Source organism: Streptomonospora salina, from assembly GCF_014204715.1.
In the GTDB taxonomy this organism is placed as follows: Bacteria; Actinomycetota; Actinomycetes; order Streptosporangiales; family Streptosporangiaceae; genus Streptomonospora; species Streptomonospora salina.
This window is the reverse complement of record NZ_JACHLY010000001.1, coordinates 304,319-325,853: the sequence shown is the minus strand read 5'-3', so window position 1 is coordinate 325,853 and position 21,535 is coordinate 304,319. Positions and strand designations below refer to the sequence as shown.

Annotated in this window: 25 protein-coding genes and 3 pseudogenes; 9 read left to right on the top strand and 19 right to left on the bottom strand. The window is 68.4% G+C overall.

From position 1 onward, the window contains the following. Nucleotides 1-43 precede the first annotated feature (43 nt). From HNR25_RS01525 to HNR25_RS25585, 7 genes are all read right to left on the bottom strand, one after another. On the bottom strand, nucleotides 44-784 hold the full coding sequence (locus HNR25_RS01525; protein ID WP_184632783.1) for a class II aldolase/adducin family protein: 741 nt from the start codon (nucleotides 782-784) through the stop codon (nucleotides 44-46). Nucleotides 785-837: 53 nt separating this feature from the next. Beyond that, complete coding sequence (locus tag HNR25_RS01520; protein ID WP_184632781.1) at nucleotides 838-1,437, bottom strand: amino acid synthesis family protein; 600 nt, start codon at nucleotides 1,435-1,437, stop codon at nucleotides 838-840. A gap of 71 nt (nucleotides 1,438-1,508) precedes the next feature. Beyond that, nucleotides 1,509-2,660, bottom strand: a complete 1,152-nt coding sequence (locus HNR25_RS01515; protein WP_221457404.1) for an FAD-dependent oxidoreductase — start codon at nucleotides 2,658-2,660, stop codon at nucleotides 1,509-1,511. A gap of 54 nt (nucleotides 2,661-2,714) precedes the next feature. Further along, on the bottom strand, nucleotides 2,715-3,785 hold the full coding sequence (locus HNR25_RS01510) for an ABC transporter substrate-binding protein (protein ID WP_184632779.1): 1,071 nt from the start codon (nucleotides 3,783-3,785) through the stop codon (nucleotides 2,715-2,717). An 84-nt stretch (nucleotides 3,786-3,869) separates the two neighbouring features. After that, nucleotides 3,870-4,709, bottom strand: a complete 840-nt coding sequence (locus HNR25_RS01505; RefSeq protein WP_184632777.1) for an ABC transporter permease — start codon at nucleotides 4,707-4,709, stop codon at nucleotides 3,870-3,872. Between the two features lie 2 nt (nucleotides 4,710-4,711). Continuing rightward, a complete protein-coding gene (locus HNR25_RS01500; protein ID WP_221457403.1) occupies nucleotides 4,712-5,494 on the bottom strand; it encodes an ABC transporter ATP-binding protein in 783 nt (260 codons plus the stop codon). A 624-nt stretch (nucleotides 5,495-6,118) separates the two neighbouring features. Further along, nucleotides 6,119-6,346, bottom strand: a complete 228-nt coding sequence (locus HNR25_RS25585) for a hypothetical protein (protein WP_246463496.1) — start codon at nucleotides 6,344-6,346, stop codon at nucleotides 6,119-6,121. Nucleotides 6,347-6,372: 26 nt separating this feature from the next. On the opposite strand from HNR25_RS25585, the pseudogene HNR25_RS25580 reads away from it, so the two are divergent. Next, nucleotides 6,373-6,786 (top strand): annotated as a pseudogene (locus HNR25_RS25580) (DUF2243 domain-containing protein); the annotation flags it as partial. 171 nt (nucleotides 6,787-6,957) lie between these two features. On the opposite strand, the gene HNR25_RS01490 reads toward HNR25_RS25580, so the two are convergent. The 3 genes from HNR25_RS01490 to HNR25_RS01475 form a co-directional block, all read right to left on the bottom strand. Further along, nucleotides 6,958-7,794 carry an SAM-dependent methyltransferase gene (locus HNR25_RS01490; protein WP_184632776.1) on the bottom strand — a complete coding sequence of 279 codons (837 nt, stop codon included), beginning with the start codon at nucleotides 7,792-7,794 and terminating at the stop codon, nucleotides 6,958-6,960. Nucleotides 7,795-8,742: 948 nt separating this feature from the next. Continuing rightward, the gene (locus tag HNR25_RS01480) at nucleotides 8,743-9,528 is read right to left on the bottom strand and encodes an IS701 family transposase (protein ID WP_184632772.1); all 786 of its coding nucleotides are present in this window, start codon (nucleotides 9,526-9,528) and stop codon (nucleotides 8,743-8,745) included. Nucleotides 9,529-9,813: 285 nt separating this feature from the next. Next, nucleotides 9,814-10,464: a TetR/AcrR family transcriptional regulator gene (locus tag HNR25_RS01475; RefSeq protein ID WP_184632770.1), complete on the bottom strand. Its 651-nt coding sequence runs from the start codon at nucleotides 10,462-10,464 to the stop codon at nucleotides 9,814-9,816. A gap of 118 nt (nucleotides 10,465-10,582) precedes the next feature. On the opposite strand from HNR25_RS01475, the gene HNR25_RS01470 reads away from it, so the two are divergent. Together HNR25_RS01470 and wrbA are read left to right on the top strand one after the other, a co-directional pair. Further along, a complete protein-coding gene (locus tag HNR25_RS01470; protein ID WP_184632768.1) occupies nucleotides 10,583-11,992 on the top strand; it encodes an MFS transporter in 1,410 nt (469 codons plus the stop codon). Nucleotides 11,993-12,037: 45 nt separating this feature from the next. Next, nucleotides 12,038-12,658, top strand: coding sequence for an NAD(P)H:quinone oxidoreductase (gene wrbA / locus HNR25_RS01465; protein ID WP_184632766.1), 621 nt, complete (start codon nucleotides 12,038-12,040; stop codon nucleotides 12,656-12,658). A gap of 157 nt (nucleotides 12,659-12,815) precedes the next feature. Here wrbA and HNR25_RS01460 read toward each other — a convergent pair. Beyond that, a pseudogene (locus HNR25_RS01460) lies at nucleotides 12,816-13,319 on the bottom strand (transposase family protein); the annotation flags it as partial. A gap of 60 nt (nucleotides 13,320-13,379) precedes the next feature. Here HNR25_RS01460 and HNR25_RS01455 point away from each other — a divergent pair. Together HNR25_RS01455 and HNR25_RS01450 are read left to right on the top strand one after the other, a co-directional pair. Then, complete coding sequence (locus HNR25_RS01455; protein ID WP_184632762.1) at nucleotides 13,380-13,547, top strand: hypothetical protein; 168 nt, start codon at nucleotides 13,380-13,382, stop codon at nucleotides 13,545-13,547. A gap of 132 nt (nucleotides 13,548-13,679) precedes the next feature. Continuing rightward, nucleotides 13,680-13,829 (top strand): hypothetical protein, encoded by a 150-nt coding sequence (locus tag HNR25_RS01450; RefSeq protein ID WP_184632760.1) that lies wholly within the window; start codon nucleotides 13,680-13,682, stop codon nucleotides 13,827-13,829. A 14-nt stretch (nucleotides 13,830-13,843) separates the two neighbouring features. Here HNR25_RS01450 and HNR25_RS01445 read toward each other — a convergent pair whose 3' ends face one another. Next, nucleotides 13,844-14,044, bottom strand: coding sequence for a transposase (locus HNR25_RS01445; protein WP_221457402.1), 201 nt, complete (start codon nucleotides 14,042-14,044; stop codon nucleotides 13,844-13,846). 221 nt (nucleotides 14,045-14,265) lie between these two features. On the opposite strand from HNR25_RS01445, the gene HNR25_RS01440 reads away from it, so the two are divergent. Further along, nucleotides 14,266-14,712: a hypothetical protein gene (locus HNR25_RS01440; protein WP_184632758.1), complete on the top strand. Its 447-nt coding sequence runs from the start codon at nucleotides 14,266-14,268 to the stop codon at nucleotides 14,710-14,712. Nucleotides 14,713-15,104: 392 nt separating this feature from the next. Here the strand turns inward: HNR25_RS01440 and HNR25_RS01435 are convergent, their stop codons facing one another. The 4 genes and pseudogenes from HNR25_RS01435 to HNR25_RS01420 form a co-directional block, all read right to left on the bottom strand. Further along, nucleotides 15,105-15,263 carry an NlpC/P60 family protein gene (locus HNR25_RS01435; RefSeq protein ID WP_312862295.1) on the bottom strand — a complete coding sequence of 53 codons (159 nt, stop codon included), beginning with the start codon at nucleotides 15,261-15,263 and terminating at the stop codon, nucleotides 15,105-15,107. A 22-nt stretch (nucleotides 15,264-15,285) separates the two neighbouring features. After that, nucleotides 15,286-15,726, bottom strand: a complete 441-nt coding sequence (locus tag HNR25_RS01430; protein WP_184632754.1) for a nucleotidyltransferase domain-containing protein — start codon at nucleotides 15,724-15,726, stop codon at nucleotides 15,286-15,288. 62 nt (nucleotides 15,727-15,788) lie between these two features. Beyond that, on the bottom strand, nucleotides 15,789-15,932 hold the full coding sequence (locus tag HNR25_RS01425) for a VOC family protein (RefSeq protein ID WP_312862294.1): 144 nt from the start codon (nucleotides 15,930-15,932) through the stop codon (nucleotides 15,789-15,791). 12 nt (nucleotides 15,933-15,944) lie between these two features. Beyond that, nucleotides 15,945-16,571, bottom strand: a pseudogene (locus HNR25_RS01420) (transposase family protein); the annotation flags it as partial. On the opposite strand from HNR25_RS01420, the gene HNR25_RS01415 reads away from it, so the two are divergent. From HNR25_RS01415 to HNR25_RS01405, 3 genes are all read left to right on the top strand, one after another. Further along, nucleotides 16,525-16,812, top strand: coding sequence for a hypothetical protein (locus HNR25_RS01415; protein ID WP_184632749.1), 288 nt, complete (start codon nucleotides 16,525-16,527; stop codon nucleotides 16,810-16,812). The pseudogene HNR25_RS01420 and the gene HNR25_RS01415 sit on opposite strands and share 47 nt — an antisense overlap. Further along, nucleotides 16,803-17,012: a helix-turn-helix domain-containing protein gene (locus HNR25_RS01410; RefSeq protein ID WP_184632747.1), complete on the top strand. Its 210-nt coding sequence runs from the start codon at nucleotides 16,803-16,805 to the stop codon at nucleotides 17,010-17,012. Before HNR25_RS01415 ends, HNR25_RS01410 begins: the two co-directional genes overlap by 10 nt. Nucleotides 17,013-17,962: 950 nt before the next feature. Then, nucleotides 17,963-18,856, top strand: a complete 894-nt coding sequence (locus tag HNR25_RS01405; protein ID WP_184632745.1) for a hypothetical protein — start codon at nucleotides 17,963-17,965, stop codon at nucleotides 18,854-18,856. Between the two features lie 19 nt (nucleotides 18,857-18,875). On the opposite strand, the gene HNR25_RS01400 is transcribed toward HNR25_RS01405, so the two are convergent. From HNR25_RS01400 to HNR25_RS01390, 3 genes are read right to left on the bottom strand one after another with little or no spacing between them, the layout of a single operon-like run. Beyond that, nucleotides 18,876-19,496 carry a hypothetical protein gene (locus tag HNR25_RS01400; protein WP_184632743.1) on the bottom strand — a complete coding sequence of 207 codons (621 nt, stop codon included), beginning with the start codon at nucleotides 19,494-19,496 and terminating at the stop codon, nucleotides 18,876-18,878. 46 nt (nucleotides 19,497-19,542) lie between these two features. Continuing rightward, the gene (locus tag HNR25_RS01395) at nucleotides 19,543-20,076 is read right to left on the bottom strand and encodes a flavoprotein (RefSeq protein ID WP_184632741.1); all 534 of its coding nucleotides are present in this window, start codon (nucleotides 20,074-20,076) and stop codon (nucleotides 19,543-19,545) included. Next, nucleotides 20,073-21,497, bottom strand: a complete 1,425-nt coding sequence (locus HNR25_RS01390) for a helix-turn-helix domain-containing protein (protein ID WP_184632739.1) — start codon at nucleotides 21,495-21,497, stop codon at nucleotides 20,073-20,075. The genes HNR25_RS01395 and HNR25_RS01390 overlap by 4 nt, the downstream gene beginning before the upstream one ends. Nucleotides 21,498-21,535: the final 38 nt, after the last annotated feature.

Here is a 21,535-nt window from a genome sequence, read left to right as displayed (position 1 = left end):
CCTCCTATGCGAGTCGTGTCGGCGCGGGGCGCCGCGGACGCTTTCAGCGCCGGGTCTCGTGCGCGTCGAGCTTTCGGTTGAAGTACATCCAGTAGTTGTTGCGGGCTCGCTGGGGGTAGATCCGCCGGTGCTTGTCGACGGTCTCCGCAGCGTCGGGAGGCGTGTGTGCCAGTCCGGACGAGCGCAGCGCCAGTTGCGCCTTGGCCGCCCACTCCAAAAAGATCCCGGCGAGGGTGGCGTCGCCGACGTCCTTGCCGACGAAGGCGATCCCATGGTTGGCCAGCAGGACGGCCTCGGCCGGGCCGAGGGCGGCGGCCACGGCCCTGCCCAGCTCCGGCGTGGTGACGATGTGGCTGGTCTCGCTGAATCGGGGCACGCCGTGGTCGGCGAACCACACCGCGTGGTTGACGTAGGGGCCGATTTCGCCGTCCGTTGCGCCGAACACGGTGGCGTAGAAGGCGTGGGAGTGCCCGACCACGGCCACGTCGGGCCTGGCGCGCATGATCTCGGCGTGCAGCGGCCACTCCAGGTGCCGCAGCCCTTGGCCCTCCAGCACGTTGCCGTCGAAGTCGATCAGGACGAAGTGGTGGCCCTCGACCTCCTCCAAGCCGAGATTGCCCTGTTTGAGCCAGAGTCCGCGGCCGTGGGGATCGCGGTAGGAGAGGTGGCCCATGGACATGTCGCCGTGCCCCTCCAACTCGAGGATCCGGTGGGCACGGGCGAGTTCGCACAGCACGTTGCCGATCGACTCGTCCTGGCTGTACAGGGCGTCGCTGTGGGACATGGCGGACCTTCCGTGCGGGGTGGTGCGAATGGAACTGTGGTTTCGAACCGTGCTCAGGAGGAGGACGCCGCCCGAGCCTCTTCGGCGTCGAGGCCGCCGACGCGGTGGTGAACGCGCCCGCGGGTGGCCACGGCGACGCAGATCAGCAGTTCGTCGGGGCGTGGAGCGTCGGGCGCGCTCAGCGTGATCGCGTCGTAGTGGGAGCGCACGTAGATCTCGTCCTTGAACGCCAGCGGGATGTCGATGGGAGTACCCGGCGCAGCGGTCTTGGTAGCCGATGAGATCCAGGCGGTGCCTCCGCCCACCGCCGCCCGCAGGGCATCGCCGAAGACGGTGGTCACGCAGGCCACAACGTGCTCCTGCTCGCCGTTGACTCCGGCGATGCCGCCCTTGCCGTAGCTCTGCACCTCGCGGTCGCCCAGCAGCGCGGCGGCCCGCCGACCCAGCTCCGTGCCCAGGGCGGCGCTGGGAGCGGTCAGCGCCGAAAGGTCCGTGGCATAGGAGCCGGCGAAAGGATTGCCGATCACGACGCCGCAGGCCGCCTTGACCAGGGGTTCGTCGGGCCGGGGCCCGTTCTCGTGCACGATCTCCTCGACGGTGCCCACCCAGCGGCGAACCCGGTAGTGCTTTTCGACTTCAGCTGCGCCGGTCATGGCCGGTGCTCCTCTCACGATGGCTGTCGCTGCGGTCGGCGGGCCGCAGGCGAAGTGCCGGAACGGTCCGGCTAGTGCGCCCCGGCGGTGTGGCGTCGGGGATCGGTGGGGTCGTAAACAGCGGTTTCCAGGTTTTCGGGGCCGAACTGATGGCCCTGTGACATCCGGCGTGTGGCGGCGTAATCGGCGGAGCGGCGCTGGCAGCGGTCGGTGATGGGCCGTTCCCGCCGCTCCCACTCGGCCAGGGCGCCGGTGACCGCCGCGGAGCCGGGGTCTGCGGCGGTCGCAGCCTGGGCGAGGGTGTAGGCGTTGGCCATCGCGGTCCCTGCGCCCTGGGCCAGCGCCGGGCACATGGCGTGGGCCGAGTCCCCGACCAGCGCGACCCGCCCGCTGGTCCAGCTGTGCAGCTGCGTGGTCTGGTAGCCGTAGTAACGGGCGTCCTCGGCGACGGCAGCCGAGCGCAGCACCGGAGCCAGGTCCGGAAAGACCGAGGTCCACAGGTCGAGGTCGATGGGGGTGCGGCTGCCCTGCTCATCGGACCGGGGAGCTCCCAGTGCGATGTAGAGTTCGCGCTCGTTGCAGGGCACATAGAGGACGCGCAGGTAGCGCGGCTCCAGATTCCAGAAATCGATCACGTTGTCCCACTCGCCGGGCCCCAATTCGGTCTTGTGCCGCGGTACGAGAAAGCGGATGATCCCGTCGGTGGACTTCCACCGGTCCTGCTCGAAACCGATCGAGTCGCGCACTCGGGAGCGCACTCCGTCGGCGCCGACGACCAGGTCGGCCTCCCGGGTCTCCCCGGAAGCCAGAGTGAGGGTCCCGGCGGGGTCGGCGGCCACCGCTTCCGAGCCGCTGCGGATCTCCGCCCCGGCCTGCCGCGCCGCCTCCAGCAGGCAGCGGTGCAGGTGCGGGCGGCTCATGGTCCGCCAGGGCAGGCCACCGAAGTCCTCCTTGGACACGGTCTGGCCGTGCATCCGCGTTTCGTAGTACGGGGGAGTCATGGAGTCCGCCGCGGCCTCCTCGTAGGCCCCGATCGCCTCCAGGACGCGGATGCTGTTGTGCCAGAGCACGATGCCGGCGCCCTGCTCGCGGAGATGTTCGCCCTTCTCGTGGACGCGTACCGTCCAGCCGAGACGGGCCAGGGCCGCTGCCGCGGTCAGCCCTGCGAACCCCGCGCCCGCGATCTCGGCGTGGCGGCCGCGGCCGCCGGTGGTGTGTGTCATCAGGTTCTTCGCCTCTTCGTGTCGGCGTTCAGCGTGCGGCGCGTTGCGATCCGGTCAGCTCCCGGAGTGGTAGGACTCCTGGAACGAGGGGTCGTAAACCTCCTCCACCGGCGGAGCCTGTCCCTTCAGGGCGTCCTGTTCGGCGAGGATGTCGACGGTCGCCTGCCACCGCTGCTGTTCCATCGCTCCCAGACCGTTCTCCTCGGTAGCGGGGCTGGTGAAGGTCTGATCGATGTCGGCCTGCAGCTGTTTCTGGAAGAGAGCGGCGTTGTCTGATTGCTCCGGTGCGGAAGCCGCCAGGATCTCCGCGGTTTCATCCGGGTGGTCGGCGACGTACTCGAAGGCCTTGAGGTAGGCGTCGGTGAACGCCTGCACCGTTTCGGGGTTCTGTTCGATCATGTCGTCATTGGTGGTCAGGCCGGATCCGTAGGCGTCGTAGCCGGCGTCGGCACCGAGCAGGACACTGAGCGAGCCTTCGCCGCCGGCATGCTGGCGCAGAAGGGGAACTTCGGCGTCGACGTAGCAGATGACGGCGTCAACCTGCCCTTCGAGCAAATAGTTCTCGTAGGGCGGGGTCACGGTGACCTCCTCGACCTGGTCCCGGCCGAGGTCGTTGGCGGCCATCATGGCCTCGTAGAAGATGTAGGTCGATCCGGCGGGGTGCACCCCGATCTTCAGGCCGCGCAGGTCCGTGACCGAGCTCAGCTGCACGTTGTCCTCGAGCGTGCACATGCCCAGCGGCGAGACCTGGTTGACCGCGGCGAGGGCTTGCACGGGAACACCTTGGGAACGTGCTGTGACCAGGGAGGGCAGGTCGGCGAAGCCGAAGTCGGCCTGGCCCTTGCCGACGGTGCGCAGGGCGTCGGGCGAGCCGGAGCCGGTGGTGATCTCCTCGACCTCGATCCCGGCGTCCTCGAAGTAGCCCTCCTCTTGGGCGACGTGGAACATGCCGTGATTGCCGCGCAGTTGGTAGTCGAGCTGCACGGTGACCGTTGTGGAGCCCTGGTCTTCGGCGCCGTCGGCCCCGCAGGCCGCGGCGGCCAGCAGTAGCGCCGAGGCGGCCATGGCGGTGCTCGCGCGCAGCACGGATCGGATCGGTGAGCGGTGGTAGGCGGTGTATGGCATGGCGTACTCCAAAAGGGCATGCGCAGGGAGCGCTCGGGGATGTCGGTGCGGGGGGCCGGATACGCGGCGACGACCGCGCCGGGCCTAGTGGGATTCGGCCGTGATGTGGGGGAACCGGCGCGCCAGGGTGAACTCGGCGAGCGACATCCCGTAGTACAGGACCAGTCCCAGCAGCGATACGAGGATCAGGGCGGAGAACATGAGCGGCGTGTCGAGCTGGGTCGAGGCGAACTGGATGAGGTAGCCGAGGCCGTCGGAGGCTCCGGCGAACTCGGCGACGACGGCGCCGATCACCGCCAACGTGATGGCGATCCGCATCCCCGCGAAGAGATAGGGCAGTGAGGTGGGGATCTGGATCCGGGCGAGGATCTGGTTGCGGGTGGCGCCGACCGACTTCATCAGCAGCAGCAGGTCCGGGTCGATGCTGCGCAGCCCTACGAGCATGTTGAGTGTGATCGGGAAGAATGCGATCACCACGACCAGCAGCAGTTTGGGTGTCATGCCGTAGCCGAACCAGAGGATGAAGATCGGGGCCAGCGCCACCTTGGGGACCACTTGGAACAGGACCACGAGCGGGTAGACGGCCCGGTCGACCCAGCTGAACCGCGCGATCACCACGGCCAGGCCTACACCTACTGCGATGCTGATCAGGAATCCGTAGAGGATCTCCTGGGTGGTGATCCAGGCGGCTGCGAGCAGCAACTCGCGGGAGTTCCAGGTCTCGGCGGCGAAGGCGCTCGGCGGGGCGACGACGAACTCCGAGACCCCGAAAAGGGCTACCGCCAGTTCCCACACCGCGAGCACGGCCAGGAGCAGGAGGGCGCTGGGCCAGGTACGGGAGTACCACTGCCGTAGCCGACCGGGGGCGGTCGGGCCCGGTCGGCTACGGCCGCGGGCGGGAACGCTGGGTGCTGCGGTCGCCATGGTCACACCGTCGCTTTCGGTTCGAGCAGGTCGCGCAGCCGGGAGGTGTAGTCGGTGAACACCGGGTCGTCGAACACGTCGCGGTCGCGCGGGCGGGGGAGGGCGATATCGAGCGTCTTCACGAGCCGCCCGGGATCGGCGCCCATGACGTGCACCGTGTCGGAAAGGAAGACCGCTTCGCCGATCGCGTGGGTAACGAAGACGATGGTCTTTCCCGTCTGGGCCCAGATTTCGGCGAGCTTCTCGTTCATCTCGTCGCGGGTGATGGCATCGAGGGCACCGAAGGGCTCGTCCATCAGCAGGATCTCGGGGTCCATGGCCAGCGCGCGGGCGATAGAGACCCGCTGGGCCATACCGCCTGAGAGTTGATGAGGCAGCTTGTCGGCCGCGTCCTGTAGGCCGACCAAGGCGAGCGCGTTCTCGGCCGCCCGGAGGGACTCGGCGCTGCGGCCCTTTCCGGTGGCGACGTCGCGCAGTACACATGTGTTCTGCAGAGCGGTCTTCCACGGCAGCAGGGCCGGCCGCTGCGGAACGAGGCCGATCTGGCGCCGGTCGACTGCTTCCGAGGGCGGTCGGCCCCCGATCGAAATCTCTCCGTCGGTGGGTTCCAGGAGGCCGCCCAGGATCTTCAGCAGTGTGCTCTTGCCGCAGCCCGACGGTCCGAGCAGGGTGACGAAGGCTCCGGGGGCGACGGTCAGGTCGAGGGCCTCCAGGACGGGCTGTGCGGTGCTGGTTCCGCCGAAGCGCATCCCGATGCCATGTGCGGAGATGAATCTCGATTCCATGCGGCCGGTCCTTCCGTGTGCTGATCGGACGACAGCAGCGCTCCAAGGGTTATTACTCTCTAATAACCTCCTATTAGAGTCACTACGCTAAGAACCGAGAACTGGGGAGTCAAGGGGGGTTGTGCAAGAAAACACCTGGTCACAGCATGTTTACAACGAGGAAATTGATTGCTCTCCGTGTCTGCGTCATCACACGCTTCTGCGTAGAGGTGCGAAAGGACTGCTGTGTCAGGCTTTTCGTTGATTCGGTCAAAATATGACAAACACGAAAAAGGGCTCCGAAGAATACATTTGTCCTTGCGGGTGGCGAAGTGGGGCTCCGCTAACGCGATCCGCCGGCCGTCGTGGCCCTGCGGAGTCGGCGGGAAGGGCGTCGAGGCGGGGCGGTTCCGTCATGCGAAGCCCCGAAGGCGGGCGAAGCGCTGTTCGGTGCCCGCATGCACGTAAGGCGGTGGAACCAGTCGTCGGCGTACTGGCCTCGGATGTTCGCCAAGGCCGAAGGGCTTCCGTGTACGCAGAGGCGCCGGCGCGGGGGACTGCAGCTGCGCCCCTGCCCACGAGCGCCTGGAGGTGCGTACCGCCACGGCGCTCGACCTTCGCGACGGCGAGTCGTCGGTATCGGTGTCACCGACGGCCCGTCTGCCGCGCCGTTGGCGTCGCGCCACCTTCAAGCGAGCCGGGTCCGTCCAGCACCGTGTCGTGAATGCGCCACGCCTGATGGCCAAGGTCCGGCGCGATGTCGGTCCCGCAAGCAGGGCCGAAGGCACACGCGGTATCGCCCACCGCGATTGGGGCGATCCCCTGCACACGTCCGCGAACGCCGTCGGCGTTCTCGGCGGTCATGGTCGACATGGGGACAGCCGTTGAATCGGCGCCCGGTGCGGGTTCCGCACCAACCGGGACGTGACGACCGGTTTCACGGACGGAGGATCGCCGGGACGCATGCCCGCGAGCCGAGAGGTCAGTGGTTGCTCGGCGACAACAGCCGGGAGCCGACGGGCGTGATCGGGCAGAACCTGTCGGCAGGCGGATTCACTCGGGAGCACGAAGCCGTCAGTTTCTGTGGAGAGAGGATAGCGAGGAAACCCGGCTCCGGACGCGACAGGCCGCGCAGTCCCGTGCTCCCCGGGACCGTGCCGGTGGGGCTGGCCATCCTCTATTCCCGTTTCACGAAGAACCGCCCCCGGGTATGGACCTGCCGAGTGCCGTGGGGATGGATCCCCGCCGGCTGGGGTGTCTGCAACCTCGCAGAAGGTGTCTTCGACCACCGCTTACTCGCCATTCACCGTGTCTACGCCGGTCCCGGATACCTGCTCCAGCACAGCGGGCAGTGCTTTGGCCCCGAGCTCTCTGTCCCTCCTGGGTCACTGCCAATGGTGACTGGACGAAAGCGCCTGCTGCCGTCCCGGGAGGTCGGGACGGTGATCGAGCATGAGCGGCGCCTGGGCGCCCGGGCTCGCGGGTCACGCTCGGGCAGCGGTATCCGTGCCCTCCAAGTGGCCGAGAGCGCCGACCATCCACACCTGCTCCGAGCTGTAGTACGGCTCGTCGCTGCGTGGGCGCCAGTCGCCCAGATGCACCAGGCCGGGCTCCAGCAGCGTGGTGCCGGAGAACAAGCGCCGGATTTCGGAGAGGGAACGGGACTGGCCGGGCGAGCTCGTGGACGCGTAGACCCGCTGGAGGTACCGGGCGCGCTCGGGATGGGTGTCGTGCTCGATGTGGCTGATCGCCACACAGGAGCCGGCCGGCAGATGATCCAGGTAGCGCCGCATGAGGGAGTAGGGCTGCTGGGCGTCGGTGAGGAAGTGCAGCATCGACACCAGCAGGAGCCCGACCGGGCGCCCGAGGTCCAGACGTCCGGTCAGTTCGGGGTGGGCGAAGATCGTCTCCGGTTCGCGCATGTCGGCCTCGACGACCCCGGTGATGTCGGGCCTCTCGGCCAGCAGCGCCTCGGCGTGCACGCGCACCACGGGGTCGTGGTCCACGTAGACCACGCGGGCGTCGGGGTGGCGGCGTCGGGCGACCTCGTGGACGGGGCTCTGGGCCGGCAGCCCGGCGCCGATGTCCAGGAACTGGTCCACGCCGAGTTCGCCAATGGCGTCCACGGCCCGGCCCATGAAGGCGCGGTTGGCGTGGGCGAGCATGCGGGTCTCGGGCACAGCCTGCAGGATCTGCTCGCCGGTCCGGCGGTCGACGGCGTAGTTGTTCTTGCCGCCCAGCATGTAGTCGTAGATCCGCGCCGAGCTGGCCGTGGTGGGATCCACCCCCGGCGGTACGTCGAGTCCGGTGGATTCGCTCACGGAGGGCTCCTAGCGATCGGTGGGGTGCGGGGAGTAGCGCTGTGGGGCCTGCCCCGTTTCGGCGTGCGGTAGACCCCCGACAGCCGTATACACCGTAAGCGGATCGTGGGGATGCGGATCTTCCTGTGTGATGGCCGGAATCGGCCCTATTCGGATGGGCGGACGGCGCCCATGAACCGCGGGCTGTAGCAGTCGTCCTGCACGGGGCGGGTGTGCACGGGTCTGCCCGGGAGACGGGGCGTAGGGCGTGTTTGTTGAACGGGTGAGGTCGCGCAGCCGGATCCGGATCGCGGCGAGTTGGATCGTGCCGTCATAGACCGCGGCCCGCGTGTCGTACCTGGTCGCCACGGCCCGGTTCTGCTTGACCAGGTTGATCGCCCGCTCCACGGTGGTGCGGCCCCGGTAGGATCGCCGCCCGCCGCGCCTTTGCTTCTGCGGCGTTGGCGCTGGTCGGCGGGCTGGGCGATCGTCGCGGTGATGGCGCGCCGGCGCAGGTGGGACCGGATGGCCGCCGAGGAGTAGGCCGTGTCGCCCAGCACCCGGTCCGGGCGCGTGCGCGGCCGGCCCCGGCTGCGGGGCAGCCGCGAATCGCCCATCAGCGGCGCGAACATCGGAGCGTCGCCCCGCTGGCCGGAGCCGGCGCCGATGCGCAGCCGGTCGGCGATGCGCTGCCAGGTGCCGCAGCGGCGTGTGGGCCGACAGGTTGGACAGCCAGTACCCGGTGGGTTCGGGCTCGTGGGGCGGCCATTCGGCGATGAGCGTCTCGGCGGGCAGAAGCCCGTCCCAGCCGGTGCGCCCGCCCGTGCGCTCCAGCGCCGCACTGCGTGCGGCCACCCCGGCCGGACGCACCGCCATGACCAGGAACGGGCCCCGCTTCGACCCGCGCGAGCCCCGGCGCCAGGTGCAGCGCCGCAGCATCAGACCGGCCCTGGGCGATGGCCAGGTCCTTCAGCGACCGGGCCGGGGCGCGGTAGCGCGGCAGCGGCGCCGGCCCCCGGCCTCCGGTGCGTTCCGGCGCCTGGGGCACCGCATCGCCGGCATGGGCGCTGAGGTCACCGCGCACCGCCACCACGTAGTCCAGGCCGCGCCGGGCCAGCCCGGCGCGGAAGCCGTGGTTGTTGCCATAGCCCGCGTCACCGCCCACCACCGGCGGGACCACAGCCCCCACGACCGGGCCTGGTCGATCATGTCCAGGGCCAGGCGCCACTTCTCGCGGTGACCCGCATGCTCGGGCACACCCGTCTTCGCGCGGCGCTCGTCGGCCGCATCGGCCCAGGACTCGGGCAGGAACAGTCGCCAGGACAGCGAGCGGGACCGAGGCAGCGTCGGTGACCGCGTGCAGGCTGGTGAAGTCCTGGCACACGGCCTGCTGCCCAGCGCGCCGCACCACTGGTGGGCCGCGCCCGCCGACTGGGAGCCGGCCTTGGGCACGGTGGTGTCGTCGACGATCCGGGCGGCGGGGCTGATGGCCCGGCTGACCTTGGTGGCGATACCGCGCTGGACGGGGGCGGGGTCCCAGGGCGACTGGCCGACGAACCGCTGCAGGGTCTGCATGCCGCCGTCGGGCAGGCGACCGGCCATGGGTTGGATGGGTTTGCGGCGACCGTCGAGCATGAGTCCGCGCAGGTAGCGGTGGCCCCACGCGCGGGTGTCGCGGCGGGGGATCGAGGCGAAGACCTCGGCGCAGAACGCGTCGAGGTCCTCGCGCAGTTCGTCGACGGCGGCCGGATCCACGTCTGCGATCGTTCCAGAACGGCCCGCGAATTCAGGAACTTAACGAAGTACTACCAGTAGCGGATGGTCCGCAGCGACAGGCCCGTGCGTTGGGCGACCTACGCACCTCCTGGCCCGACTCTACCCTTACGTGAAAGACGGTATCTGTGTGTGGGTGATCCGCCAAGCGGGGCTCGGCCCGGTGATCCGCGGTTCCGGTTTCTGGCGGCGGGGCAGCGGGAGCGTCACGTGTTCCGCTGGACTCCCGTCTCCTCAAGCGGGGACGCTCCGTGCGTCGACGCCGGTTCAGCGCGGGAGGTAGCCGTAGAGGAAGGCACGCACGCCGGCGGTGACCATCGCCGTGACTTCGGTGTCGGATAGCGGGCGGGTGCCGTAGTGGGAGCGGGCCGTGATCTCCCCCAGCACCAGCCAGATGTAGTGGTTGGCGCTGAGCGCGGCGTCGTCGGTGCTCAACAGACCGCGTTCGGCCAGTAGGCGCATGCGCAGAGCGAGGGCGTTCTGCGCCCGCTGCGGTCCGGTCTCGTGCCAGGAGTCCCGGACCGCGGCGGGAACGTGGGCGCCCTCGGCGCTGATCCGCTGGGACAGGGTGAAGTGGTCGGCGTAGTCGGCCTGGACTCCCGCCCAGGCACGGCCCAGCGCGATGAGGTCGGCTTCGAGGTCGGCGGCGTCGTCCAGGCAGCGCTCGATGATCTCGCTCAGTGCCTCGGCGCACAGCCGCGCGCTTTCCTGTACGACCGACGTGAACAGGTCCTCTTTGCCCGCGAAGTGGTTGTAGACGGTCCGCTTGGAGACTCCGGCCTCGGCGGCGACCGTATCGATGCTGGTGGCGGCGTAGCCGTCGCGGCCGAAGATGCGGCGCGCGGCGTGGGTGATGGCCGCATGTTTGGCCGCCAGACCGCGGCGGGGCCGCTCGTCTGCGGCGTCCTGCCTGAGCATCGTCGCTCCCATCGGCGTTGCGGAAGGGGCCAGTCTATCGGCGCGCCGGTCGCGGAACGCGCATTGATTTGCATTATGTAGTTTACATGATTGCTTGTATGGGTTTAGTTTGTCAGGCGTGAGCGACGACCCCGCCCCGAAACAGCCCCGCGCCCGGACCCGCTGGAGCGCCGTGCTCGCCTTCGGCTTGGCGACACTGCTGGTGGCCAGCGAATCCAGCCTCGCCGCCTTCGCCCTTCCCCTCGTCGGCGCGGAGTTCGGGGTCGGCGCCACCACCACCGCCTGGGTCGTGCTCGCCTACGCGCTGCCGCTGGCGGCGCTGGCGATCCCCGCCGGCCGCTGGGTCGACCAGGCCGACCTGCGGGCGGTCTTCGCGCTGTCGCTGGCGGGGGTCGGTGCGGCCGGTGCCCTCGCCGCTCTGGCGCCGACATTGTGGGCGCTGCTGGCCGCGCGCGCCGTCCAGGGCGTCGCTTCGGCCCTCTACCTCGCCGTATACCTGCCTGTCGTCGCCGACGCCGTGCGCGCTGAGCAGCGCGGGCGGGCGATGAGCCTCATCCAGACGGTCATGATGATCGGCAGTATCGCCGTGGCCCCCGTCGGCGGCGTGGTCGCCGAGGCGTTCGGCTGGCGCGCGGTCTTCGTGTTCAAGCTTCCGCTGCTGGCCGCGCTGCTGTGGTGGGGCTGGCGCGCGATCCCGCCGCGGCGGGCGGCAGGGCCGCGGCTGCCGGCGCCCGCCGCCTCCGCGCTCACCGACGCGGTCGTGCTGGGCGGCGCCGTAGGCCTGGGCCTGCTGGCCGTGGAGCGGATCGGCGGAGCCTGGCCGATCTCCCTCGCTCTGGGAATCGCCGCGGCGGCCGGAGGCGCCGTCTGGCTGCGACTGCCCGCCGCCGCGCCCGTAGTGGCGCTGGTGCGCCGCCCGGCCTTCGGAGCCGCGGCGGCGGCACTGGTGCTGGTGGCCGCGCTCTCCGGTCTGACGATCGTGTCGCTGCCCTACTTCGTCTCCGAAGTCATGGGACGCAGCCCCGAGGTCCTGGGGGTGGCGATGATGCTGTTCACCGCCGCGGCGGCCGCGCTCTCTCCGCTGGGCGGGCTCCTGGCCGACCGCTTCACCCCGCTGGCCGTCGCGCGCCTGGGCAGCGCGCTGACCGCGCTCGCGCTGCTGACCATGCTCGGTCTCGATGCCGGCAGCGGCCTGTACAGCCTGTCCTGGCGGATGGCGCTGGTGGGTGCGGCCATGGCCCTGTTCATGGCGCCGGTGATGACCGCGCTGCTGGGCGCCGCGCCCGTGGGAGAAGAGGGCACGGCCGGAGGTGTCGCCAACCTGGCCCGGACCCTGGGTAACACCGTCGGTCCCGCGATCGCCGCGCTGGCCTGGGCCATGGCCGGCAGCGGCGAGGCAGGCCTGCGCGCGGGAGTGTGGGCCCTGGCCGGCTGCGCCCTCGCCGCATTCGCGGTGCTGCTCATCGCTCGCCGCCCCCCGATGCCGACACCTGCCGCCGTGGCCGGCGGCTACGACCGTCCGAGCTGAGCCCCGAACCCCTCCCGTACACCGCGATTCGCAAAGGAGAGCACCATGCCGGAAACCACGAAGGCCACCGTCGTCTACTACAGCGCCACCGGTAACGTCCACGCTTTGGCCGTGGCGGCGGCCGAGGGCGCCGAAAAGGCCGGAGCCGAGGTCCGCCTGCGCCGGGCACCCGAGCTCGCCCCCGAATCGGCCGTGGCCGAGAATCCCGCCTGGGCCGAGCACCTGCGGCAGACGCGCGACATCGCCGAGGCGACGGTGCACGACCTGGTGTGGGCCGATGCCGTCCTACTGGGAAGCCCCACGCGGTACGGCATGATGGCCAGCCAGCTCAAGCAGTTCGTCGACAGCACCGGCCCCGAGTGGCAGCAGGGACTGCTCGCCGACAAGGCCTACGGCGCCTTCACCTCGACCATCTCCGCACACGGCGGCCAGGAAAGCACCCTGCTGTCGATGTACACCGTCTTCGCCGGGTGGGGCGGCGTCATCGTCCCGCCCGGCTACACCGCGCCGATCCAATTCGAGGTCGGCAACCCCTACGGCACCTCCCATGTCAGCGGGATGGAGGCGGCCGCGCCCACCGAGACGCACCTGGAGGGCGCCCGCTACCAGGCGCGCCGTACCACCGAGATCGCGACCGGCCTCAAAGCGGGCCGCGCGGGACTGTAAACAGAACGGCTCTGTCCCGCTTTCGGCTCTGCCCCGCTTTCGGTGGTGACTGAGGGTGGTGCTATCCGAGAAGGATGCGGTGGCGGAGCAGTGGGAAGCCGGCTCGCCCGTACATCTGCCGGTGGATCATCTTCGTGCGTGTGTTCACGCCCTCGGTGCGCAGCGCGAAGTCGTCCACGCCCAGTACCCGGGGCACCGGCCTCGCCGGGAGCGCCAGGCGCCGCAGCGCCCGCAGGGCGGTGTTCGTGGAGGCGCCCATGGCCAGGAAGGGCAGCACGCGCGCGCTCGCTCGGCCCGTCAGCTCGCGCACGACCGAGCCGAGCTGGGCGGCCATGCGCGGTGTGCGCCGCTGGTGGCGCTCCAGCAGCCCGGGGAGCTGTTCGCGGAAGGTCTGGCGTGTACAGCCGCGGGTGGCACATGCCAGGCGACGGATCCGCACGATGACGACTACACGTCGAGCGTCAACCGGCACATCCGCCAGGGTGCGCTCGCCGTAGCCGTGCACACGAGCCGATTCGGTCCCGCACACGGGGCAGGGCGCCGGTGTCGCAGGGGTGCGGGCTCGGACTCGGATCCTTGCGTCCTCACTGCTGACGTCGTCGATGATCAAGGGAGACAGGCCGTTGAACACGATCTGCACAAGTTCGTTCACACTATGCACGTCAGAGCGTGGCGTGGATCAACTCTGCGTCACCACCGAAAGCGGGACAGAGTCGTTACCTTGACAGACCCGGTTTTCGCCACCCGATCCGAGGCTGAGTCGGCGCTGTTCCGCATCCAGGAAGGACTCGGCGGCATGCCCCCGGGCGAGTACGAGGAGGCCTACAGCACCCGAGAAGGGCAGGGCAAGGTCGGTACCCTCGATCGGAGCCCGACCGGAGCCAGATAATCACGTCTCCGGCGAAGCGGGGGAACCTCAGATGGTCTGTCCGTGACCATTATGTCGGCCCAGTTCGGTGGCCTGGCTGGAGTACGCACCGTTGGCGTTGGGGACGTGGCCACCTCTCGCTAGGGTGGCCGGATGGACGAGCCGAACGTGAACGTGCGCCCCCACCAGGACAAGTCCGGGTGGTTCGTCGTCGAGATCGAGGGCCAGTGGTTGGCAGCTAGCCTCAACCCCCGGGGAGACAACCTGTACCTGACCCTGGCCCCGCCCTCCGAGCAGGACTGAACGAAGCCCTGCCCTCACTCGCGCCGGACGGCGGAGTAGCAGTAGACGGCGCTGCGGGGCGGGAGGTCGTGGGGGAGGAAGGCCCACTGGCAGCCGGTTCGGCCCTGGTAGAGGATCGCGTTGACGATCTCGCGCATGTCGTAGGCGCCCTGGTGGCCGCCGGCCGAAGGTGGGTGGTTTTCCAGGCCGTGATCACCGGTTCGATCAGGGCCCATCGCTGGTCGGATACGTCGCTGGGGTAGGGCTTGCGTTCCGTCACCCGGCTATCGGAGCACGTCCAAGCCGACCAGGCAGGGGTAACGTTACACATCCACGTCATCACACCAGGACACCGCGGGCGTCAACCCACGAAACGCCCTCTGACAGCTTCCCCGCCGGCCTGGGACGCGGGCTGTACCGGCTCTATCACCACACCTTCGAGCGCGACCACACCGCGATGGCGCAAACGCTGATCGCCGACCACCCGGCCGGCTGGTCGTGCCTGCTCTATCTCGGTGCCGACGCCTTGGGACCGTTCACCCGCGCCGACTTCGACCTCAGCGGCTTCGTCGGCGCCTCCTCGCCGATCCGAGGGCACTACCCGGATTGCTATTGCCACGGCCAGCGCAACGAGCCGCCCCAGCGCCTGACGTGCCGCTGCCCCCGCGACCGGAACGGATGCGGCCCCATCGACATCGAGTGGGCCTACGTGCTCACCGCGGAGGGGATGCGGGTGGTCACCTCTCACACGGCCGACCACCGGCCCGTGCACCGGTTCGTGGACCGCGTGATCTGGGAGGAGGCCGAACCGGACTGGCGCCGCATGGAGCGGGCCGTGCGTACCGGAGCCCTCCCCGCTGGCGATGACGTCGCATCGCCCAGCCGGCAGGCCTCATCCGACTGACGTTCGACGGCGTGGGCATCCGCAGGGAGGAAGTAGTGCGTACGGACGAGGCGCCTCGTGCGTACGCACCGGCCACGGAGATCCGCGGCGCGGTTCCGGATGGGTCCACAGAGACGCGTCACAGACGCTCTCAATCACGGAAACGCCAAGACAGCGAATCAGGGGCCACCCTGCAGCGCAGCACGACGCCATCTCCAGGGCGGCGTCACAGTGGCATCCGCAGACCTGGGATGGGAGGCGGAAACGAAGAAACCCGACAGGGCAAGCTGCAGAACATGGCTCGGCCCAAAAGAAGGAGTGGCCGGTCGGAACCGGCCACTCCCTGGTCACTACCAATGTTGACTAGACGAAAGGTAAGATGACCAGCTCCAATCTTAGTGCTTACGGCCTTGCTATGTGGATGGTCGAACAGCGCCCATGAATCGCGGGCTGTAGAAGTCGTTGTGCACGGGTTGGGTGCGCACGGTCTGCCCGGGAGACGGGGCGTTGACCATGTGTCCGTCCCCGATGTACATCGTGACGTGGCTGGGCGCGGGGCCGGTGCGCCGCACCCAGCGTGACGGCGCGGACGAGTCAGGAGTCCGTCGGCGCGCATTCGGCGATGAGGTCGGCTATCAGGCCACGAGGGTCGTACAGGGTGCGGACCCCGTCCGACACCACACGGCGGGTGCCCGCGTCCACGGGCGAGGTGCGGGCCCATTCCGGGCTAGCGACGCCGAGCTCGATCTCCAGACCGGATTTGCTGCGGAACCGCCATTCGGTGACCGGTCCCCATACGCGGTTGGCGATGAGTGAGGTGAGCGGCTCCTGGGCGGTCAGCAAAGCGGCGTTGTACAAAGTGGGATCGTCGCTCAACAGGATCATGTCCACGTCCGAGTCGTCGCGGGCCGCGTCCCTCGCCCAGGACCCGACGAGCAGGAGGCCGGCGACATCGCCGCGGCGGTGCGCCCAGCCTGACGCCCAGGCGAGAAGCGCCGTTACTTCCTCGCGCCGCCGAGGAGAGGCCGTCACCATAGGAATCCTTTCGCTCCGATGAGTTTCGGTCGAGGCTAAGCTTCCACCCTTTTCGGTGGCTCTTACTCGGGGCCGAGGAGGTCCCAGCGATTTCCGGCGATATCCAGAAAGACCGCGACGCGGCCGTAGGGTTCGCTTCGGGGGTCTGTGACGAACTCGACCCCGGCGGCGCGCATCCGGGTATAGGTTTCCTCGAAGTCCTCCACACGGAGCCCATTTCAACCCGTGGTTGCTTGAGCGATGTGGTGGTTCTGCAGGACGGCGATGGCTTTGACGAGGCGGCCGGCCTTGGAGGGGCTGCAGCGGAGCTTGCGCAGGATGCACCATGACGTGAGCTGAGCGTTGGCGCGCTCGCCCGGTCCGCGCAGGCGCGCATGGGACCGGTTCGCCTGTTTCTGCACCTCGGGCTTGTTGCGGCCCTTGTAGGGCGTGATCACGATCGCGGCCTCGGCTCCCTGGTAGCCCTTGTCGGCCGGCGTGAGGACCCCCGTCTTCTCCAACGCGCGCAGGATTCCCCACACGCGCGCGGCGGTCAGATCGTTGGCCTTGCCCGCCAGCGCGCCCGAGGTCCACAGCACCGTCCCGTCGGGACCGGCGATGGACTGGATGTTCATCCCGTGCCCCCGATGCTTGCCGGAAAAGTGGGGCCGATCGGCCTTCAGCCGGTCGGTGTGGACGAGCGTTCCGTCCAGCACCACGTGGGTCAGCCCCTCGCGGGCGGCCCTGCGCAGGGCCCGGGCCAGCGTGGGCGAGCGCGCCGATAGGATCCGCACCGTCTCCTCCACGTAGCGCCAGGCGGTGGAGGCCGAGACGGCGAACCCGGCGCTGATCTCGGTAATGGTTTCGTCCTATCTGCGCAACGTCTTCCCGCTGCTGGACATCGGCTGGACGCGCCGCGACTGCGCCGCCTCCCTCACCCTCCACGGCCTCGGCGACACCCCCGAATCCGCCTGCATCGGGTGCCCGTTGCGCTCCAACGAGTCCTGGGCCGAGATGCGAGCCACCGATCCGGCCTCCTTCGAGAACGACCGCGACTTGAAGGCGAGTAACCGCTACAGACACCACGAGGAGGCGCTATGCCGATAACGCTGGAGCAGGCACGCCGCCTGCCGCCGACGGTCGGTCTTATGACAGCCGCGCGCATGTTGGGGATCGGTCGTACGAAGGCCTACCAACTGGCCCGAGCGGGAGAGTTCCCGTGCAAGATGATCCGGCTCGGCGAGGGCTACCGGGTCGCGACCGCCGACCTGCTGCGCGTCCTGGGGGTGGATCCCGACGACGGCTGAGTGTCGCTGAGTAACTCGTTTGAACATTCTGAGGCGTCGGATGACGCTCGATCCCACGGTCAAATGACGGTCAAACGCGCAGAAGCCCGACCACTGACCCCAGTGATCGGGCTCCTGACCTGCACTAACGTGTCGGGAAGGCGGGATTTGAACCCACGACCCCTTGACTTCCGGGTGCGGTGAAGAGGCCTGCGGCGCGATCATGAGTTCGCGGGACGAGGCGGGGATGGGTGCCAGCCGGTACTCGCTGGTTCCCGCTGTTTCCCGACGGCATGTGCACTGAATGTGCACCGCGGGTAAGTCGTCCTCCCAGGTGTGCGGGTGCGCTTCGCGCCCCTCCCGCGGTGTGCGTGCACCAGCCGCGTGCGTCGGGCTCACAACGACGGCACGCCACGATTTCAGCAACCCAAGTCTTCGGCAACCACGGCCCCGGTCCGAGGTGCTCGGTCGCGCTGGCGCCGGTCACCCGAGACAGACAGAGTCGCGCGACTGAGTGCCTCGGGACCCAGAACGCCAGTGACCATAGGGCGGCTCTTCATGTGAACCTGTCGGCGCTCTGGCTGGCTGTGCTCCGGCGACGGCGCGACCCCGATGGGGCGGATGTGGTTCAGGTGGCGCCTGGTGCTGCGCCCCCCGGCGGCCGTCCGCACGCTCGGGACCGGGCGCCAGCCCGCAGCCCGAGCGTGCGGACGGAAAGCCGGGCGCGACGGCGCGGAGCGCCGTCGCCTTGATCCCATACAGCTCAATTCGGCAAAGACTATGAGATGTTCACTCACTGTCGCCGTCTGTATTCGGGGGCAGGATCTGGTGCGACGGTGACGTGAAACGTTCGCGCGGCAGATCAGATTTCCCCCGAGTGAAGTCATGTAAATTGTGAGGATCAACTAGATCGTTGATGGGAGTTTGTCGGAACTCCTGCGGACATGACGAAGGGCGCCCATGCTCAAGCTGTGAACACGAACCTGGACGCCCTTCTCACCGCACTCTACGTCCACCTGGACGACCACGTCCTGCCCTCGGGCAGGAAACCGGGAAAACGCGGCCCCGCCCGGCTGCTCACCGACGCCGAACTCGTCTGCGTCGCCATCGCCCAAGCCCTGCTGCGCTGCGACTCCGAACGCCACTGGATGCGCGCCGCACCCGACCGGATCGGCCACCTCTTCCCCCGCCTGCCCGGCCAGTCCGAGTACAACCGCCACCTGCGCGATGCGGCACCGGCCCTGCTCGCCGCCTCCATGTGGCTGGCCCGGGCGGTTCCGACCTGGCAGGAGAAGCTGCGGCTGATGGACGGCACCCCGCTGCGCTGCGGCGCCTCCCGGGTCACGGTCAACCGCTCCGGCCTGGGCGAAATCGCCGGATACGGCCGCGACGCCTCCCACCACGCCTTCTACTGGGGCGCCAAGCTCATGCTCGTCACCACCGCCGACGGGGCGGTCTGCGCCTTCAGCCTGGCCCACCCCAAGGAGCTGGACGAACGCAAGCAGGCCCTGCACCTGCTCCACGCCCAGCCGCCCGCACCGGGGCCGGGCCCGATCGTGTGCGACAAGGGCTTCGCCGGGGCCGGCATCGAGAGCGCCGCGGCCGGGCTGGGCCATCCGCTCCTCCGCCCGGCCCGCGCGGACGAGCCCGAGAACCCCTCGTTTCCCGGGTGGCTGCGCCAGCGGATCGAGGCGGTCATCTGGACGCTGAAGAACCAGCTGGGGCTGGAGCGCCACGCCGCGCGCACCACTGAAGGGCTCTGGGCGCGCACCTGCCAGCGCATCTGCGCGCTCAACGCCGCGATCTGGCACAACTGGCTGATCGATGCCCCGATCAAGCGGTCACTGATCGCCTACGACCACTGACCAGGCCACCAAACCCCCATCACCGATCTAGCGGTTCTTTGCGTGGGCTGGTATGAGGGTCGACAGAGAAGGAAGTTCCGTCTATAAGATGCTGCCAGACTGAAGGGGAGATGTGGTGAGTCCACCGTTCAATTGGAGTCCATTTGTGTTTTGAGTCACTTGAAATTTGGAGCTCGAATTCAATCTTTTGTATTACTGCGTCGTCCCATCGAGTGTCTAGGACGATGTGCATGCTCACGGGAACTCCTGGCTGAAGAGCTATGCCAGAAGAATCACGCAGACGCGCCTTTTTGAGCCAAGTAAATCTATGTATAGCTTCCAGTTCAAACTCTCCAGAGTCCACCACGCAATGCCAAGGAAAAATTTCCCGGGCGTTCGGAATTGGAATATCTGGGTAGCGCGCAACAATGCGGATGTCGTTAATTGTTCCGATCTTGGCGCCTGTATTTACGAGCATGATCGGAACATCGAGTTGAGGTATAAACCAAGTACTATCTTGATTTTCGATTTCATATATTCTAAGTCGCAGCTTTCCTGTGGTTGCTATTGGGCGAAATCTTGCCAAATGAGTTTTCCATAAGGCGGCAAGGGCGATTATCGCGGCGAATGAGGAGATAATTAGGGAGGCTATAGATGTCACGGTAAACCAGAATTCGTGTGACTGGGTGAAGGGGGCTGTAAAGAACTTAGGTAGTTTCGACTCTGTCTAAGGCGATAATCCAAGGGAAGCTATTTAGAATCCTTTCTCCACCCCCTGTCTCGTGCGGTTGAAACGCTCCAGGGCCCATCAACACGGGAACACCCTCGGCCTGAAGCGATTCAATGCTTTGCCGGAATGGTGCCCGATTGGCGTAGGCGGAGTTTACGAAAGGCAGGATAACGGTGGGGATGCCGAGACCGATGGCCTCGTTGACGACGTCTAGGGCGTAGGTGTCGGCTATGCCGTTGGCGAGTTTGTTGATGGTGTTGAAGCTGGCTGGGGCGATGACGATTGCATCGGCCTTCGGAGATCGCGGGGATCCCGGTGCTCGGTGCGCGCTGCGGACGGGGCGCCCGGTCTGCTTTTCCAAGGCGTCGGTGTCGATGAACGCGAGAGCGGCCGGCGTGGAGATGAGTTGAACGGTCCAACCTCGTTCGTGGGCCTGGTCGATCAGGACGCCGACGTCTCCGGCGGGGCCGGCGGCGCAGACGATGATGTAGAGGACCTTCTTGTCGCTCATCGGGTGAGGCCAACTCTTTCCGCGAGGTCGGTGATGTTGCCGCGCAGGTGTCCGGTGGCGCGGGTGCCGATGTCGTTGATCAGGGTGTGAACGGAGGGGCGGGCGCTGAGTTCTTCGCTGGCCAGGTTCTCCGCCGTGACCAGTGCCTCGAATGCTCGATCGAGCTTGCCCCACTGGCTGTACGCGCGGGCCGCGTCTACGAACAAGGTGACCTTGCGTTCGGTCACGTCGATGTTGTCCAGGCGGATCCGCCGCGCGTGGTCGATGGCGCTTCCCGCGTCTCCCATCTCGACGGCGGTGTTCACACGGTGGAGGAGCACGTTGGTGGGGCCGAACGCCGTCCACTGGTAGTTGTGATCGCCGCCCAAGCGTCGGCCGGCCTCTTCCGCCTCGTCCAGAAGGGCGCGTGCCTGGCCGCGGTTCTCGCGTTTGGCCGCCGCGACGGCTCCGCTTAGCAGCAATGCGCCGTAGACCGAGACGGAATCCGCCGTCGGCTCCTCGGCCGTGGTGTCCACGCGTTCGGCCATCGTGGTCGCCAGTTCGGTCGCCGCGCCGTAATGGCGGTCGGTCATCAATGCTCGGGTGACGATTCGTGCGCTGGCTCCGAGGGTGGCCGGGTTCTCGCTGTTCTCGGCCGCCTGCATACTCCGGTCGGCCGCAAGCCAGGCCAACCCGCGTTCGTCGGACTTCAGCAGGACGCTGGCCGCCACGTGGTACGCCTCGGCCCTGAGCGAGTGCGCGGTGAGGAGACTGTCACCGTCGAACTGCCGTGTCGCCGCGTCCAGCCGGTTCAGCAGTGCCGGCAGTCGTCGGGCGACTTCGCCGTAGTGGCACGCCTGGTACCCGGCCTTGGCCGCGTGCACCGCCTTGGTGAGTGATGCGAGGTCGGGCGGGTGTGTCGGCTGGCCGGTCGCCGCTCCCGCATAGCGGGTGAGGGCGCTGGCGATGTCCTCCAGCCCGATCGCGGGGCCGGTGGCCGCCTCGAACAGGGCCGCCCCGGTCAGTCCGACGAATTCGCGACGCTTCACGCTCTCCTCCTGCTGCCCATCTGGTTCCACGCTAGGCGGGGGAACGAGCGGGGCAGCGGCGGCGGTGGCGCTGCGGTGCTGGGTGAGGATCGTCAGGTCCAGTGGAGCCAGGCCGAACAGCATGCGCGCGGAGTCGGGCATGTTGAGCCCGTCGGCGATGCGCTCGATCACGTCGAGCGCCGTGATCTGCTTGCGTCCGTTCAGGATCTCGCTGACACGGCCCTGAGCGATGCCCGTCGCCGCGGCAAGGCGAGTCTGACTCGCGCCTCCGTACCGCTGAGCCAAGCGCAGCAACCCGGCGATGTCGCGCTCCTGCAGCAGTCTCCGCGTGTCCTCCCGGCTCCATGCCCATGCGGGGATGTCGATCGGATCAAGTGCTCGTCCGGGCGGCATCGCGGCCTCTCGATCACTCGCGTGGCTCGGCCACGGTC

What these genes read in the sequence shown, in the direction of transcription:
- HNR25_RS01525 (WP_184632783.1), bottom strand. Translation starts at nt 784, where the DNA reads ATGTCCCACAGCGACGCCCTGTACAGCCAGGACGAGTCGATCGGCAAC.
- HNR25_RS01520 (WP_184632781.1), bottom strand. Translation starts at nt 1,437, where the DNA reads ATGACCGGCGCAGCTGAAGTCGAAAAGCACTACCGGGTTCGCCGCTGG.
- HNR25_RS01515 (WP_221457404.1), bottom strand. Translation starts at nt 2,660, where the DNA reads ATGACACACACCACCGGCGGCCGCGGCCGCCACGCCGAGATCGCGGGC.
- HNR25_RS01510 (WP_184632779.1), bottom strand. Translation starts at nt 3,785, where the DNA reads ATGCCATACACCGCCTACCACCGCTCACCGATCCGATCCGTGCTGCGC.
- HNR25_RS01505 (WP_184632777.1), bottom strand. Translation starts at nt 4,709, where the DNA reads ATGGCGACCGCAGCACCCAGCGTTCCCGCCCGCGGCCGTAGCCGACCG.
- HNR25_RS01500 (WP_221457403.1), bottom strand. Translation starts at nt 5,494, where the DNA reads ATGGAATCGAGATTCATCTCCGCACATGGCATCGGGATGCGCTTCGGC.
- HNR25_RS25585 (WP_246463496.1), bottom strand. Translation starts at nt 6,346, where the DNA reads ATGTCGACCATGACCGCCGAGAACGCCGACGGCGTTCGCGGACGTGTG.
- HNR25_RS01475 (WP_184632770.1), bottom strand. Translation starts at nt 10,464, where the DNA reads ATGCTCAGGCAGGACGCCGCAGACGAGCGGCCCCGCCGCGGTCTGGCG.
- wrbA (WP_184632766.1), top strand. Translation starts at nt 12,038, where the DNA reads ATGCCGGAAACCACGAAGGCCACCGTCGTCTACTACAGCGCCACCGGT.
- HNR25_RS01450 (WP_184632760.1), top strand. Translation starts at nt 13,680, where the DNA reads ATGGACGAGCCGAACGTGAACGTGCGCCCCCACCAGGACAAGTCCGGG.
- HNR25_RS01445 (WP_221457402.1), bottom strand. Translation starts at nt 14,044, where the DNA reads ATGGGCCCTGATCGAACCGGTGATCACGGCCTGGAAAACCACCCACCT.
- HNR25_RS01440 (WP_184632758.1), top strand. Translation starts at nt 14,266, where the DNA reads ATGGCGCAAACGCTGATCGCCGACCACCCGGCCGGCTGGTCGTGCCTG.
- HNR25_RS01430 (WP_184632754.1), bottom strand. Translation starts at nt 15,726, where the DNA reads ATGGTGACGGCCTCTCCTCGGCGGCGCGAGGAAGTAACGGCGCTTCTC.
- HNR25_RS01410 (WP_184632747.1), top strand. Translation starts at nt 16,803, where the DNA reads ATGCCGATAACGCTGGAGCAGGCACGCCGCCTGCCGCCGACGGTCGGT.
- HNR25_RS01395 (WP_184632741.1), bottom strand. Translation starts at nt 20,076, where the DNA reads ATGAGCGACAAGAAGGTCCTCTACATCATCGTCTGCGCCGCCGGCCCC.
- HNR25_RS01390 (WP_184632739.1), bottom strand. Translation starts at nt 21,497, where the DNA reads ATGCCGCCCGGACGAGCACTTGATCCGATCGACATCCCCGCATGGGCA.